This is a genomic window from Paraburkholderia sp. GAS41 (assembly GCF_050436545.1).
Lineage (GTDB): Bacteria > Pseudomonadota > Gammaproteobacteria > Burkholderiales > Burkholderiaceae > Paraburkholderia.
Genome location: NZ_JBNDMK010000046.1, coordinates 13,029 through 28,855 on the forward strand (window position 1 = coordinate 13,029; position 15,827 = coordinate 28,855).

The window sequence follows — 15,827 nt, forward strand, 5'->3', positions numbered from 1 at the left end:
GGAGGTGCAGCGATCCGTTTTGCATCGGACAGGCATCGGCCATCAAGCGACGGTCGGTCGCTGCGGATGAACGGCTGGTTCCTCGGTCATTACGGACGATCGCGGCCTACCTCAGTGGCAGTCCGGCAGCCACTTATAAAGCGCTGAAACGCCTGGCCTCCGACGGGGCGACGGAGGCCTAGCGGAACAGATCATCGCGCTGTGCCGGCACTTTTCATCGGGATCCCGCTCGGGTGCGGATTCGCGTCGCTCGTGTCCTCGGGCAGCAGGTTACCGTCGGCGAGGCGCTCGTCGGCCCGTGCGGTGTCCGGATAGCGCTCCGGATAAAAGTGCCGCTCGGCAATTTGCGCATCGAACGTGCGCGACCACTTTGCGATCACGACCGTGGCGAGGCTGTTGCCGATCGTGTTGCAGGTGGCGATCGCCATCGACATGAAGCGGTACACGCCGAAGATGATTGCTACGCCTTCGACGGGCAGAATGCCGGTCGAAGCAACCGTCGCCGCGAACACCACGAACGATCCCCCCGACACCGTCGCCGCGCCCTTGGACGTGAGGAGCATCAGCAACAGCAGCCCGATCTGATGCTCCAGCGTGATCGGCACACCGTACGCGTGGGCAATGAACAGCACGCCCATCGACATGAAAAGCGATGTGCCGTCGAGATTGAACGCATAGCCGGTAGGCAACACGAGACCGACCGTCTGCTTCGCGCAGCCGAGCCGCTCAAGCTTGATCAGAAGACGCGGCAGCGCACTCTCGGAAGAAGCGGTCCCGAGCACGATGAAGATCTCGTCCTTGATGTAGCGCAGGAACCGCCACAGACTAAAGCCTGCCAGTTTCGCGATGATTCCCATGACCACGACGATGAACAGGATCACAACCGCGTAGAAACTGAGAACGAGTTGGGCAAGTGCAATGAGCACGGCGGTGCCGTTGCTGCCCACCGCGTAAGCGACGGCGCCGAAGGTGCCGAGCGGCGCCAGCTTCATCACGAGGTTGATGAACGAGAACAGGACTTCGGAAACAAGATCGAGTCCCTCGTTGATCTGGACGCGGCGGCGTTCAGGAATCGCGAGTATCCCGATACCGACCATCACAGCCAGCACCACCACCTGCAGCAGTTCTCCTTTCACGAAGGCGCCGATGAAGTTATCCGGCACGAGGTGCATGACAAACGCGACGAAGCCTTGTGATTCCATTTTTGCAACCGCCGGCGGCGCTGCTCCGACGGCGATGGCCGTCATGCCCTTTCCGGTTTGCAGCAGGTTGCCAGCCAGCAGGCCGACCATCAAGGCAATGGTCGATACCACTTCAAAATAGACTATCGAGCGCCATCCTACGCGGCCCGCGCTCTTGACGTCACCAGCCGACGCGATGCCATGCACGATGGTGAGAAACACAAGCGGCGCGACACCGGCCTTGATAAGCGACAGGAAGATGTCGCCCAGTACCTTCAACTGCCCACCCACCTTCGGGAAAATCAGACCGACGGCAATCCCGAGGATCAGCCCGGCCAGAACCTGCATTCCCAGCCTGCGGTACCACGGCAGCCTTCTGGGCGGCGGAACGTCCGGCGATGCGTTTGATGCGTTATGGTTGTTCATGATGTGCGCTCCTCCACGTCTTTCAATCAAATGCCGCTGGACAATTCGACGGCGCGATCGACCATTTGTGGCGCGAGGCCGAGATAGTTGGCTGGATCGGTCATTCGATCGATAGCCGCGCGGTCGAAGTGCCTGGTAACTTCAGGCAGCGCCGCGAGCGCTTCGGCGAGCGTGCCGCCTTTCTCGTTCACGGTACGGCACGCGTCGTAGACGATATCGTGAGCCTGCTGGCGGCCGGTGAACGGCGCCAATCCCATCATGACTGCCTCCGCGACGATCAACCCCCGGGTGATACCCAGGTTGTGCTTCATGCGTTCGGTGTCGACGATCAATCCCCCAAGCGCAAACTTGGCCTGATGCAGCGCGCCAGCCGAGAGGATGAAGCTTTCGGGAATGGCGATCCATTCCGCGTGCCATGGGCCCGTGGCGCGCTCGAAGTCCTGGATCATCGCGTCGACCATTAGACCCGCTTGCTGCCGCACTGCTTTCGCTGCGGCAAGCATCAGTTCGCTGGAAATCGGATTGCGTTTTTGCGGCATGGTGCTGCTTGCACCGCGCCCCTTGACGAAAGGCTCGTACACTTCGGCGAACTCCGTCGACGCCATGATCATGATGTCGAGCGCGATTTTGCCTAGCGAACCCGTCACGAGCGTCAGCAGGTTGACGGCTTCGGCGAAACCATCGCGTGCTACGTGCCACGTGGTTGCGGGTACGCCGAGCTTCAGTTCATCGGCGAGCGCCTTCTGAACCTCGAAACCCTTGTCGCCGAGTGAGGCCAGCGTTCCCGCAGCCCCTGCGAATCCGACGACGGCCACCCTCGGCCGCAACTCTGCGAGGCGTTGTTGATGCCGGTCGAACATCGCGAGCCAGATGGCGACCTTGTAGCCAAACGTAATGGGCAGCGCCTGCTGCAAGTGTGTGCGGCCCGCCATCGGCGTATCGCGGTGTTTCTTTGCAAGACCGACCAGAATCGTGCGCAGATCGCGTATGTCGCTGTCGATTAGATCGAGCGCATCGCGCACCTGCAGCGAGACCGCCGTATCCATGATGTCTTGTGTCGTCGCGCCCCAATGGACGTAACGGCCCGCTTCGCCGCACATGCCGACGAGTTGGTGAACGAGCGGCAGAATCGGATAGCCCACGATGTCTGTCTCCTCGCGCATGTGCTCGAAATCGATCCGGTCGATCGTCGATTCGCGGGCGATCATTTCCGCCGCGTCGGACGGAATGACGCCGAGGCGCGCTTCAGCCTTGGCCAGCGCCACTTCCACGTCGATATAGCGCTGCACGAGCGCGAAGTCGGAGAACAGCGCACGCATCTTCGCCGTACCGAAGGCGTCGCGAAACAGGATTGAATCGACCACAGTGCTGGCCATAGGGATAGTGCGACTCGTCATGACGACCTCTTGGAAGTGCAGGAAACTGGTTTAAAAAGGGCTGGAACAGCTCGCGAAAACCAACGATATGTCCGGACATAATCAAAATTAATATGTTCGGACATGTTGGGCAAGCTATGATTTACCCTGGCCTCGGATAATCGACTGCATCGCCACCCAAATATGAACAGACCGCACTTCGCCGACATCGCCCGCGACTTGACTGAGGGCATTGCGTCCGGCCGCTATCCAGTCGGCTCGTATTTGCCCACCGAACTTGAACTGCGCGACCGCTATCAGACGAGCCGGCATACGGTTCGCGCAGCGCTGCATGAATTGCAGCAGTTGGGCTTCGTATCGCGGCGCAAAAACGCGGGAACGCGCGTCGAATCGGCGCAGCCGAAGAACGAGTTCCGGCCGTCGCTCGCATCGGTAGACGATCTCGTGCAGTTCGGCTCGGAACACTTGCGTCTCGTGCAATCGACGGAGGAGATCCTCGCAAGCGGCAAGCTCGCCAAGACGCTGAAATGTGCAGACGGTGCGCGATGGCTGCGCGTTTCGAGCCTGCGCATCGACGGCGACAGACAGAGTCCGCCGGTCGGTTGGACCGACGTGTATATCGACCCGGCTTATACGGAAGTCGCAGAGGCTGCGCGACTTCAGCCGGATACGCTGATCAGTTCGTTAATCGAAGCACGCTATGGTCGCTGCATCGCGGAGATCCAGCAGGACGTGCACGCTGCGCTGATTTCGCAGGAGATGGCGGAAAGGCTGAAAGTCGCGAAGGGAACTGCGGCGCTTGAGATTGTGCGGCGCTATCTCGACTCCGCGGGGGAAACCTTCGAAGTGTCGATTAGCGTCCATCCGGCTGAACGCTTCTCGGTCTCGATGCGACTGAAGCGCTCCGACGCTTAGCCGTCGCAGGGGTTATAAGTGGACCAATCGACCGCAGTTTGCGGCCAATTGGCTGTACCGTTTCAAACCCGATCGACAGCAACGCTTGAGGCAATCGCCGCTCGGTGTCCGCTATGAATGTCATTGCTGACTGTGGAAACGTCTTCATGAAGGGCAGTTCGGGGTCGATTTATGCCTTTCGCATACTTGCTGCGATCAGCGTTCGATCGAGGTCTGCGTCGGACCGGAGTCGGCCAGGAAGGGACGTTCGACATCCGGTCCTGGATTGGCGACAATCCAATCTTAGGAAAAGGACGCTTGCAAGGGAGCGGGATGGAGGATCGAGTTGAGCTACTGACAGAGCGCCTGCGTTTGCGTCGCGCGCGACAAGGTGATGCCCCAGTCCTATTCAAGAATTACACAGGAGCCCAGAATTGCTCACGCTTCCTGCAGCGGCGCGCCGACGAGGATGTCGCCCACACCGAGACGATGCTGGAACAGTGGTGCATCACAGCTTGGTATGAAGCTGGTGCGCCATTTTCCTGGGTCATTAGCACACTCGACGATGATGAGCCGATTGGCTTATTTGTCGTAATCCCAGAGGGACACAAGACCGAAATCCACTTTGGAATCGGCGAGCGGTTCTGGGGACGCGGCCTTGCAGTCGAGGCTGGCCGGGCCGCTATTTCGGCACTGTGGCGCTCGCCCAACGTCCAAAGAATCTGGACGGTGTGTGATGTTGAAAACACGGGCTCAAGACGAGTTCTGGAGAAACTGGGATTTCAGTGTGAGGGGACGTTGCGGAAATGGTTGGTGCTTCCAGCGTTCGGGAATGCGGCGAGAGATTGCTACGTATTCTCCAGCATGTCCCACCGGCGAGTTGAATAGCGTTTTGCAACGCCGACGTCACAGACCGAGTGCGGCCAACTACGGCCATTGAGGCCAAGTTTTTAAAGAACTGCCCCAAACCGCTCGGCTGGCAACCAGCAGGCCATTCTTGTTGTACGCGAACCTAGGTGTTGGTACTCACGGGACAATGGCACAAATCCGAGTTGGCGATAGAAGCCGTATGCGTACGGCGAAGCATTAAGCTCAACGGTTTGCACGTCGGGATGATGTTCAGCGAGATGCTTACGTGCTTGTTGCCAGAGGCGACGGCCAATACCTTGCTTGATACGGGCAGGATTAACGAAGAGCATTCGCAACCGGGTCGGCGTCGGCATGACTAACACGCCTTGCAACAGTTCTCCCTGAAACGATCCAATCGAATACGCACCGGCTGCTGCAAGCTGTCCAAACAAGTCAGAAGTAACTTCGGCATTGAAGGACTCGCCCGCCGTCGTTGACCAGCCCGGCGCGATATAACGCGTGAAACTTGCGCGTACAAGTGCCGCCGCAGTGGGGAAATCATCGTCCGTCAATGAACGGATATTGGATTGGGCAAGCAGGTCCTGTGTATGCAGCGGCATTGTACTCTCCGAGTTTAGAGGCCTCTGCCGGATGGACCAGACAAAAGGCCTCATCCGTTGCCGGTGAGGCCTTGTTGTGATACTGCTTGATAACTAGCGAACAAGTCCCCCCGGTGGTTCATCCATAAGGACGACCATCAGAACTACGACCATAACGGAGTTGACCTGCGACGCATTCATGCTATTGAGTTTCGCTTGCCCGACTATGGCTTGTCAAGCCGCCTTGCATCCACGTCCACCGAGATAATCGGGCAGCCTCAATGTCCGCTTTCGGAAAGTGTGAACGTCCCTTGTGGGTCGGGTATCGCCCCCTGCGGTTGGTGCAGACTGAGTCTCCCTTCCCTCGAAAGGAGATTGTCATGGAAGCGACTATTACCAGCAGCGTGCCTCGCGTACCTTGGAACAAGGACAGGTTGACCGGGCAGAAGCCGCCGCTGAAACTCAGGGAAATCTGGGCCATCCGGATCCGCCTGCAGCTCGGAGCGAGAACGCGTGATCTTGCGATGTTCAATCTGGCGATCGACAGCAAGCTAAGGGCATGCGATCTGACGAAACTGCGGGTGCACGACGTCTGCCTTGGCTCCCGCGTGGCGCCGCGGGCGACCGTCATGCAGCAGAAGACGCAGCGGCCGGTGCAGTTCGAGATCACGGAGCAAACTCGCGAAAGCGTGGAAGTTTGGATCAAAGCAGCGGGGCTCTTGCCTTCAGACTTCCTGTTTCCGGGTCGGATTCACGCGTCGCCGCACCTATCGACGCGTCAGTACGCGCGGCTCGTACATCGTTGGATACGGTCAATTGGACTCGACGACACCGCGTACGGCACGCACACGATGCGCCGGACCAAAGCATCGCTGATTTATCGCCGGACAAAAAACCTCAGGGCCGTCCAACTGCTGCTTGGCCATACCAAACTTGAGAGCACAGTCCGATACCTCGGAATCGAGGTCGACGACGCGCTTGAAATGGCGGAACAGACCGAGGTTTGAGCCGCGAGCCCGCCGGACGGTAACAGACACTGTCCGGCCAGTTTCGGCCACCCATCTAGATGTCGCGCTGATACCTGGATGTCGCTTTGAGCGATTGGAGCGGTCATTCGCTCGACGGAGCGAACCGGGCTCGCTTTAGAATTCAGAAAAGATGGTTCGCCACGCCGATTAGCTCCCGGAAGAAAAAGAGACGAAATGAAGAGACGATGCGTTTTAAAGGGCGTTGCCGCCCTGCCGTTCCTCTCCACCACCACGATTTTTGCCGAAGTAATTCCAGCAGTGGCTGAAACGGGCCGCGTTCGGCCTGGCGATCCTGCGTGGCCGAAAGCAGAGGAATGGGAGGCGCTGAGTAGCGCAGTTGGTGGAAATTTGTTGCGACCCACGACCATCTGGCAGACCTGTGCGCAAGCGCCCGGCACGCCCGATTGTCTTGCTCGCCTAGCGGAAGCGCGAAACCCGATCGCGCTCGGTGACGATCCCGGTGCCACCCAGATTTCAGGGTGGCTCGACGGATGGACGCCTCGCGCGAGTGCTTACGCCGTGGCGGCCCGTTCTACCACCGACGTGGTTGCGGGCATCAATTTCGTGCGCCAACACAATTTGCGCCTGGTAGTGAAAGGAGGGGGACACAGTTACCTTGGCGGCTCGAACGCGCCGGATTCCCTTCTGATCTGGACACGCGCGATGAACCGCATCGAGCTACACGACACATTCGTTCCGTTGGGCTCTTCGATGCCGCCGACGCCGGCCGTGACCGTAGAGGCCGGCTGCATGTGGATCGACGTCTACACTGCCGTTACCACAAAGGCGGGGCGATACGTCCAGGGCGGTGGTTGTGCGAGCGTGGGGGTGGCCGGCCTCGTCCAGGGCGGCGGTTTCGGATCGTTCTCGAAGCGTTACGGATTGGCGGCCGCGAGCCTGCTCCAGGCCGAGATCGTCACCGCTGACGGCGCTGTCCGCACGGTCAACGCATCGCGGGAGCCCGATCTTTTCTGGGCGCTGAAAGGCGGGGGTGGCGGCAGTTTCGGTGTGGTGACCAGGATTACTTTGCAGACACATGATCTGCCCGAGCACTTTGGCTGGGCTGAGTTCACGGTCAAGGCGTCATCGCGTGAGGCTTACCGGAGGTTGGTTGAGCGGCTCGTTGACCACTATGCCGAAAACCTGTTCAACCCCGTATGGGGCGAGCAGCTTGTCTTTCACGAAGACGAGGTCGACGTGTCGATGGTGTGTCAGGGCCTCAGCGACGAACATGCCAAATCGGTCTGGGCACCTTTCATCAATTGGGTACGAGCCTCACCAGCAGATCTCACCTTCAACGGCGAACCTCAGATCGGCGCCGGTCCCGCACGCCGCTGGTGGGATCTCACAGCCAACCCCGGACTGGTGCCCGACCCGCGAGCCGGAGCGGGCGCCCAGCATGGTTGGTGGCGAGGCGATGGAGACCAGGCCTCCCTATTTCTGCACGGCTATGAGTCACAATGGCTGCCCGCGACGCTTCTCGAACCAGCCCAACGCGGTCAGCTTGCCGGGGCGCTCATGGAGGCTGCCCAATTTCAGGCCGTGGAACTGCACGTCAACAAAGGACTCGCGGGCGCCCCTACGGAGGTGAACGAGCAAGCACGTCAGTGCGCCATGAATCCGAAAGTTGCCGACGCGTTCGCCCTGATGATTGTGGCTGCGGGCGGTCCGCCGCCATTTGCGGGGCTCCCGATCACGCCGCCTGACATGACAGAGGCACATCGCCAATCCGAGCGTGTGTCCAAAGCTGCGGCCGTTCTTAAAGCATTGGCACCGCAAAGCGGCTCCTATCTTTCAGAAACAGATTTTTTCCGTGGAGATTGGCGCGAGGCTTTTTGGGGGGCAAATTATGCGCGGCTGAAAGCGATCAAGAACCGCTACGACCCCGAGGGATTCTTTTTTGTCCATCACGGCGTCGGCAGCGAGGACTGGAGTTCCGACGGCTTCACGCCGGTGCGGTCGTGAGCTTTCGAATGTCCGTTCATTGACGTGCAGCGGTCGCGCGTTGTCCATGCGGACCACAGACCGCTTCGGGTCGGGTATCGCCCCCTGCGGTTGGCGCAGACTGAGTCTCGCTTCCCATTCTACGAACGTTCGCCAGAGTCCTACGTAGACATAGAGCACTCATGCGTTTGGATACCTCGAGGAAGCGAGTTTTCGGGATCAGAAATTCCTGCGGGTGCAAATAGGACTTTTGCAGAAAATGGGGTTCTCCCGGCTCGGGAAACCACCTGTCAATGCGGGAGAATCATATAAAATGCAGCACCACGAGGCTCGTTTGTGCGCGCCCACAAACGCCCCCCATGCGCCTCGATGATCGAACGGCAGATCGACAGGCCCATCCCCATTCCATCCGCTTTAGTCGTGTAGAAAGGTTCGAAGATGCGCTCGATACTCTCGGGGTTCAGTCCCAGACCCGAATCGCGCACCGCGATTAGCACATCACCTGCATCATCCTTTGCCGTGGAGATCAGCAAGTCTCTCGGTCCGTCGTCGAGACCACTCATCGCCTCGATCGCATTGACGATCAGGTTGAGCATCACCTGTTGGATCTGGACACGGTCTCCGTGAACGAGCGGCAGGTCCGCGGCAAACTGCGATCGTGCCGACACGCCGTGCTTCTCGACCTCGCCACGGGTCAGGGCGATCACGTCGAGAATTGCTTCATTGACTTCCAGAGAATCACGTCGCGATGGCACTTTGTTGACGAGGTCGCGCATCCGCACGATCACCTCACTGGCCCGCATGACGTCCTTGACCGTACGACCAAGCGCTTGGCGCACCTCTTCCAGATCGGGGGGCTGGAGGCGCAGCCAGTGTATGGCGGCCTGCGCGTTGGTGGCTGCCGCGCCAATAGGCTGCTTGATTTCATGAGCAATGGATGCCGTGAATTCACCTACCGTCGCGAGACGATTCGCATGCGCCAAGGCAGTCTGCACCTCGCGGTACCGGCGCTCGCTTTCGCGGGTTGCCGCCTCAGCGAACCTGCGCTCTGTCAGGTCGATGACAAACGCCACCCCCTCATCCGATTCTCCGCCGAAGGCCGCAAACCCGATCAGCACAGGCACGCGGCTGCCGTCCTTTCTGAAATACTCCTTCTCGAACGGCTGAGCAATTCCGAGCGTTTTCAGCTCTGCGACGACTTGCTGGTCGCGCTCGCGCCATTCGGGCGGACTCAGGTCGCGACGAGTAAGTCGACCGGCAGCCAGGTCTGCACGGTCGTGCCCCACCATCCGCAGGAAGGCTTCATTGGCCTCGATAACCCGACCGTCAAGCTTCCAGATGAAGATCCCTATGATGTTGGCGTCGACGAGTCGCCTGATCCTCGCTTCGCGTTCCGCGAGTTCGAGATACAAACGGGAATTCTCGAGCGCGATCGCTGCCTGCGAAGCGAGCAGCTTCAGCACCGAGATCCGGGCCGGCGCAAAGACTCGGGGAGCCAAATTATTCTCGAGATAGACCACCCCGATGAGCTTGGCCCGGTGGAGCAACGGCAAGCAGAGAATGGAGCGTGCGCCGTGCTGATGAATGTACCGATCGGTGGCAAACGGGGACCGGGCCGCGGCATCGTCGAGAATGACGCTCTCCCGAGTGCGCAGGACATGGTGGAGGACAGCTTCCGGCAGCTCCGCCCCCGTCAGGGGCGCGTTGCGCAGACGCGTGACGACTGTGTCGCCGCTCGTTGTGGCTTCCGCAGCGATCCGCGGCTCCGCCTCGTGCAGAAGAAGCAAGATGCCGCGCTCCGCCCCAGCCTGCTGGATTGCGGTTCGCATAAGGGTGTTGAGCAGCTTTTCCAGGACGACCTCGCCCGACACAGCCTCCGATACCGAAACCACGGTGGCGAGGTCGAGGTGCTCAACCGGTGCGCCAATTGTGCCGGTCGGCCCCGGCGCTCGCTCCTCCGCTCTGAGATGCGGATGGAGTTGATCGAGCTGCCGCACCTTCCCATCGGCTCCCCAACGTAGATAACCGTAGCGGGCGTTCCGGAGATAAGCGTGGGAAATCGTCTCGAAGTCGCGCGCGGCGTAAAAGCGTGCTGCCAACTCATTGGCGAGCGCCTCATTCTGAATAAAGCCATTTGCGCGGGCCGAGCGGATCGCGTGCTCATAGAGCCGCTCGGCGTCGAGCACGCGGCCTTCGATCCGCGCAATCTCAGCGCCGACCAGCATGGCGCGGTTCTCGAAATTCTCAGGGCAATTTTCCGCCCAGACCTGGAGCTGCATGTGATGAGCGCTGAGGGCCTCGAGGTGCTGCCGCCGCGACGCGCCTGTTTCAATGTCCCAGCATGTCGCATGTGTCAGCGCGCCGTAAAAGTGATAGTCGGCCGTTTCCAACACCAACATCCACGGCCACGCCCCCGGTCGTGCCCTCGACGCAGCCTCGAGTGCTGCCTCATAATCGCCCGCCATATAGCGCGCCTGCAACTTGTTTGTGCAGTACCAGCATGTGACAAGCGCCCATGACGAATGACTCGATAGCTGGCGCTCGAATTCAAGTTCATCGAACGTCTCATCATCAAACGAGCCGAATCTTGTTGTGAGACCGCGCAGCGTCCGGATTAGCCCGAGCTGTCCAGTGACCCAGCTGACGGCAAGTCCGAACCCTAATTTCTGCACAAATTCCAGACCGCTTTGCGCTTCCCTCTGCACCTCGTTCAGGGAATCTCCCGCCCACAAAAAATTGGCGTTGATCTGGCCGCAGGCGTAGGCCGCAAACGTGAGATCGCCTGTGCGGTTCGCGAGTTCAAATGCGCGCAGCAGCAGGCCACGCCCTATTTGGACATGCCACGTCCAGGCACTGATGAACCCGAACAGCTCAAGCGTCCTGGCCTGGGAGCGCTTTAGTTCTGGCTTTTCTGCGAGTTGATTGCCGAGGCGAGCGAATCGGGAGCTCGCGTCATAATTGCCGAAATATAACCCGGCCGCCATGGCAAAATACTCATACGCCACGCACGAGGCGTCGCTGTTGCCGTACTCAAGACTGAGGTTGACGGCCCTGCAGGCTGCCAGGCAGAACAACAGTGACTTTGTTGAGAACGCGGGCGACCCCACCCGGTTCAGGAGCTCTACGATCGAGAGTGTGTCGGGATCACTCATCAACGGCAGTTCACGGAGTTCCTCGATCGTGCGGCTGCCGAGCCGCGACCAGATCCGCTCGTATTCGCAGCGCGCTTGCTCTTCGGTTGGATCCGACGGCCAGTCGATGCCGACGTCGCGGAGGAAGTCGAGAGCAACGGCAATGGCCCGGTCGAGCTGATCCATGGTCACGTACAAGTCGACCCGCAAACACGCCACCGTTGCGCGTTGGACGGTTGTATTGGCGCGCATTGAAAGCGCCACCAAGCGCGCCTCCGATTCTGCCAGCGCGCCCATCACTAACTCACATTCGGCGAGCTGCAGCTCCAACGCAAAGCGCAGTTCGTGTAAGCGCGCCCAGGCATCTTCAGACAGCAAGGCAGCACCGGCGGCAAGGTAGGCCAGCGCCGAGGCGTAGGCGGCTGAACTTTTGGCGCGCTGGCCTGCGAGTAGATTGAGCTCTGCCAACTGCTCGCGCTCGTCTTGTGAGCCGATCAAGGTCGCGCCTTGGTTTAACTGATTGGCGATACCGAAGATGGCCGCCTCACGCTCTTGGGGGGGCGTATGCGTTGCGAGCATTCTCCCTAGATGAAGGTGCATCTCGCTGCGCCGTTCCGGCGGAATCAGCGAATAGGCTGCCTCCTGTACACGATCATGCACAAAACCGTAGGCGCCTGCTACGCATGCAACCAATTCCTGACGGATTGCAGGCCAAAGCACCGCGTGGACCTGCTCTTCCGGGGTCTCGAAAACTATCGAAATGGTCGCTACCCCTGCTGCGTTGCCGAGACAAGCCAGGACCTGCAACGCCCTTTGCGTTTCGGCGGGCAAGCGCGAAAGCTTGTCGACCATCAGTTCGACGACGTTATCGGTGTATCGGGATGCTTGGATGCACCCGATATCCCAGGACCAACGTGCAGCCGCATGATCGAAGACGAGCAGTCCCTCTTCGGTAAGCGCATATAGGAACTGAATCACGAAAAAGGGATTGCCCCCTGTCCTCGCATGTACCAGTTCCGCGAGGGGCACAGCGCGCTTTGACTCGCAACGCAGCGCGTCGGCAACAAACTGTTCGACATGCGCTCGCGCGAGCGGCGCAATGGTGATCTCCGTAATCTTTCCGCCAGCAATCCTGATGGCCTCGAGCTTGCGCCTGAGTGGATGGGTGGCCGAGACCTCGTTATCGCGATAGGCACCGATAAGCATGAGGTGCTGCAGGCCAGAACGCGTCAACAGATCTTCAAGCAGATCGAGCGTCGCCGCGTCGAGCCACTGCAAATCGTCGAGGAACAGCACCAACGGATGCTCAGGTCGGGCGAAGACGCCAATAAAGCGCCGAAACACGAGTTGGAAGCGCCGTTGTGCGTCCAGTGGTGACATTTCCGTGACCGGAGGCTGTTCATCGATGATGTGCTTCAGGTCGGGAACGACATCGATCATGAGCCGACCATTCGGTCCCAGTGCTGCGAGAAGGGCGTCGCGCCAAGTGCCGAGCTCCGTGTCGCTCTTGCCCAGAAGCGACCGCACGAGGCTCTGGAAGGCCTGCGCGAGCGTCGAATACGGGATGTCACGCTTGTACTGGTCAAACTTGCCCGCGGCGAAAAGCCCGCGTGGCGGTACTAGCACCCCGTGCAACTCCTGGACGACCGCCGACTTGCCGATGCCCGAGTAGCCAGAGACGAGCACTAACTCCGGCGTGCAGCCCTTGACGATACGATCGAAGGCAGTGAGCAAGGTATCGATTTCGCGTTCCCGGCCGTAAAGTTTTTCCGGGATCAGCAACCGGTCAGGCGTGTCCTGCTGACCCAGAGGAAAGGCTTCAATGCGACCGTGGCGGTCCCACTCGGCCAGGCAGCGCCGCAGATCGTGCTCGACCCCGGCCGCGATCTGGTACCGATCCTCGGCCGTCTTGGCAAGGAGCTTCATCACGATTTCCGAGATAACGGCTGGGATGCCCTCCAAACGTTCTGACGGGGCCACAGGCTTTCTGGCGATATGGCAATGCACCCACTCCATCGGATCGGCCGCGACGAACGGCAGCGAGCTCGTGAGCATCTGATAGAGCGTGATACCAAGCGCATAGAGATCGCTGCGGGTATCGATCGACCGGTTCATGCGTCCGGTCTGTTCGGGGGCCATGTAGGCGAGGGTTCCTGCGATGGTTTCCGGCGGCTCGGGCGCCTGCCGCTGGCGGCGCAGGCGCGAAGCGATGCCGAACCCGGTGAGCCTGACCTCTCCGCTCGTACTCACGAGAATATGGCCCGGTTTCAGGTCTTTGTGAACCAAGCCACGTTGGTGCGTCTTGCCGAGCGCGGAGACGATACCGATCGACAGACGAAGGAACTGCCCTGTTTGCATGGGCGCCCCAAGCAGCCAGCTAAGCGGCTCGCCGCCCAGGTCTTCGAGCAACAGGAGCGTTCGACTGCCTTCGTGCACCAGTTCCAGCGGTCGTGCCGCCCATGCACATTCCAGCTCGTCCTTTAGCCCGTACTCGTGCGCCAGACGCTCAAGGCTGGCTAGTGTCGGGCGCTCGGCGGTGGACTGTGCGGCCAGCACGGTGCTCCGCCCGCCGTCGGCCACCGGGGACCATATCCGGCAGAGTGTTCGCTCGCCGTCTTCCCATAACACCTGGAAGCCACTGTCGCCCAGCGCGCTTAACCTAGGAGCGGAGTCCAACTGGGGGCCTCCATCATCAAGCCTCTTTTGCCGCTGTCGGGCCAAAAAGTGTCTCATCGGCCGGACCGTAGGAACCCCAGTCTGCCACAGCCAAGAGCAGTGGACAACGTTGGGCTCAGCGGATTTTCTGAACGCTTACCTCGCAACACTATCTATGGAATCTCGACCGCTCGAGGGTCAAAGCAGTGGATCACATCACAACTGTCTTGATTGGGATGGACTGGTTCACGCCCTCGAAGGCATTTATATCGAACCTGGGTCGCCTCCTGTACTCGTAATCACTGAACCTGACCATCTTTTTGCTCCGTTGGCGTTTAACCAAGGTATAGAACATCGCCCTTGCAGATTACTTTCGAATCCATAACTTGCCAAAAGCATCCGCGTAAAATGACCACTTTCGAACAGGCTCAAATTACCGAATTCGCCGAGCACTCTCCGAACTGGCGGATCAAATGGGCGTTGAGCGTAGGCAGCAGCTGTCCGGTGGCCGTGGCGACGTCCGTCCGTCAAGGGTCGCAGACGGAAATTCCGCGTTGAAGCGAGTGCGATCTGAGCCGCCCTCGATCACGCCGACCTTCTGGCCACGCGACTTGCAACGTATTGCTTAGCGCGAAACGAGATCAGCGACTTGAACCAATTCTTCGACTCTCTCCAGCAAACAGATAGGCGACCGCTCTGCCAGCTCTGCCTTGGAGCCGTACCCACACAAAGCGCCTACGGCTTCAATCCCGCTTATCTTTGCGGCAAGGGAATCCACCGCGCGGTCACCGATCATATGGACATTGAATTGATAACGCCGTGCTTCAGCAATTGCGCTAACTGTTGCCGCTTCGTCACTCCTATGTCGCCGCCGCTCACGAAAGCAAAATAGTCGCGTATCCCGAACATACGGAGAATCTTCTCCGCAAAGTCTGCCCGTTTGGACGTGCATACGCCGGGTTTTGGAGGGCCTCCGCTTCTCTTCCGGACCCTGCATCCCCGAAGGGCGGGCGGTGTCCATTCCATCTCGGTCGACTTGTGCCTGACGCAGATTGACTCCCACCGCACTTCCTTATCCAATTCGCATCGGACCGGCCAGTTTGAGACACTCGGTCTCGTTGCCTAGATCGTCAACAATTGGTCATGACCTCCGGCACTCCACTAGGCAAGAAACGGTAATGCGTCATCACGCCGGGACCGTCTCACAGGCGCTCGAATACTCATGTCCGAATCTGGCCAGAGTACGCGCTGGCTTCCGCTAAAGTTTGAGCATGAACCTCGACCCTGACACCTGCTATCAAACATTGCTTTCGCGAGATCGCCGCTTCGATGGCTGGTTCTTCGTCGGCGTCACTTCGACGGGTATTTATTGTCGACCGGTCTGTCCCGTCCGGACGCCAAAGCGGCAGAACTGTAAATTTTTCCCTAACATGGCAGCGGCCGAGAAAGCTGGGTTTCGCCCCCTGCCTGCGGTGCCGTCCAGAGTTGGCACCCGGAAATGGACTACTAGATGCGTCTGCCCGACTGGCACAAGCGGCCGCGACACTCATAGAAGAGGGTTTCCTGAACACCGCAAGTCTCACAGAGCTTGCGGCGCGCATTGGCGTCACCGACCGGCACCTCCGCCGGATTTTCGATGCCGAATATGGGTAAGCGTCATTCGAAGGCCATATCGACATCGACGTTGAGAGTGTCCAAAGTGATGTCCATCACTTCGAGTAGTGGGGACCACTTTGATGACAGA

8 protein-coding genes and 1 pseudogene are annotated in these 15,827 nt (G+C 59.7%); 5 read left to right on the forward strand and 4 right to left on the reverse strand.

Annotated features, from left to right (window positions below):
- Positions 1-191 precede the first annotated feature (191 nt).
- The gene (locus tag P3T43_RS34285; protein WP_429285434.1) at positions 192-1,607 is read right to left on the reverse strand and encodes a cation:dicarboxylate symporter family transporter; all 1,416 of its coding nucleotides are present in this window, start codon (positions 1,605-1,607) and stop codon (positions 192-194) included.
- A gap of 26 nt (positions 1,608-1,633) precedes the next feature.
- Positions 1,634-3,004, reverse strand: a complete 1,371-nt coding sequence (locus P3T43_RS34290) for a class-II fumarase/aspartase family protein (protein WP_429285435.1) — start codon at positions 3,002-3,004, stop codon at positions 1,634-1,636.
- A gap of 162 nt (positions 3,005-3,166) precedes the next feature.
- Here P3T43_RS34290 and P3T43_RS34295 point away from each other — a divergent pair, with 162 nt between their 5' ends.
- Positions 3,167-3,898: a GntR family transcriptional regulator gene (locus P3T43_RS34295; RefSeq protein WP_429285436.1), complete on the forward strand. Its 732-nt coding sequence runs from the start codon at positions 3,167-3,169 to the stop codon at positions 3,896-3,898.
- Positions 3,899-4,210: 312 nt separating this feature from the next.
- Complete coding sequence (locus P3T43_RS34300) at positions 4,211-4,765, forward strand: GNAT family N-acetyltransferase (RefSeq protein ID WP_429285437.1); 555 nt, start codon at positions 4,211-4,213, stop codon at positions 4,763-4,765.
- Positions 4,766-4,827: 62 nt separating this feature from the next.
- On the opposite strand, the gene P3T43_RS34305 is transcribed toward P3T43_RS34300, so the two are convergent.
- Positions 4,828-5,346 carry a GNAT family N-acetyltransferase gene (locus P3T43_RS34305; RefSeq protein ID WP_429285438.1) on the reverse strand — a complete coding sequence of 173 codons (519 nt, stop codon included), beginning with the start codon at positions 5,344-5,346 and terminating at the stop codon, positions 4,828-4,830.
- A 359-nt stretch (positions 5,347-5,705) separates the two neighbouring features.
- On the opposite strand from P3T43_RS34305, the gene P3T43_RS34310 reads away from it, so the two are divergent.
- Together P3T43_RS34310 and P3T43_RS34315 are read left to right on the forward strand one after the other, a co-directional pair.
- Entirely contained in the window at positions 5,706-6,332 is a 627-nt protein-coding gene (locus P3T43_RS34310; RefSeq protein ID WP_429285439.1) for a tyrosine-type recombinase/integrase, read from the forward strand.
- Positions 6,333-6,527: 195 nt separating this feature from the next.
- Positions 6,528-8,318: an FAD-dependent oxidoreductase gene (locus P3T43_RS34315; protein ID WP_429285440.1), complete on the forward strand. Its 1,791-nt coding sequence runs from the start codon at positions 6,528-6,530 to the stop codon at positions 8,316-8,318.
- Positions 8,319-8,587: 269 nt separating this feature from the next.
- On the opposite strand, the gene P3T43_RS34320 is transcribed toward P3T43_RS34315, so the two are convergent.
- Entirely contained in the window at positions 8,588-14,104 is a 5,517-nt protein-coding gene (locus P3T43_RS34320) for a trifunctional serine/threonine-protein kinase/ATP-binding protein/sensor histidine kinase (protein ID WP_429285441.1), read from the reverse strand.
- A 1,250-nt stretch (positions 14,105-15,354) separates the two neighbouring features.
- On the opposite strand from P3T43_RS34320, the pseudogene P3T43_RS34325 reads away from it, so the two are divergent.
- A pseudogene (locus tag P3T43_RS34325) lies at positions 15,355-15,733 on the forward strand (Ada metal-binding domain-containing protein); the annotation flags it as partial.
- Positions 15,734-15,827: the final 94 nt, after the last annotated feature.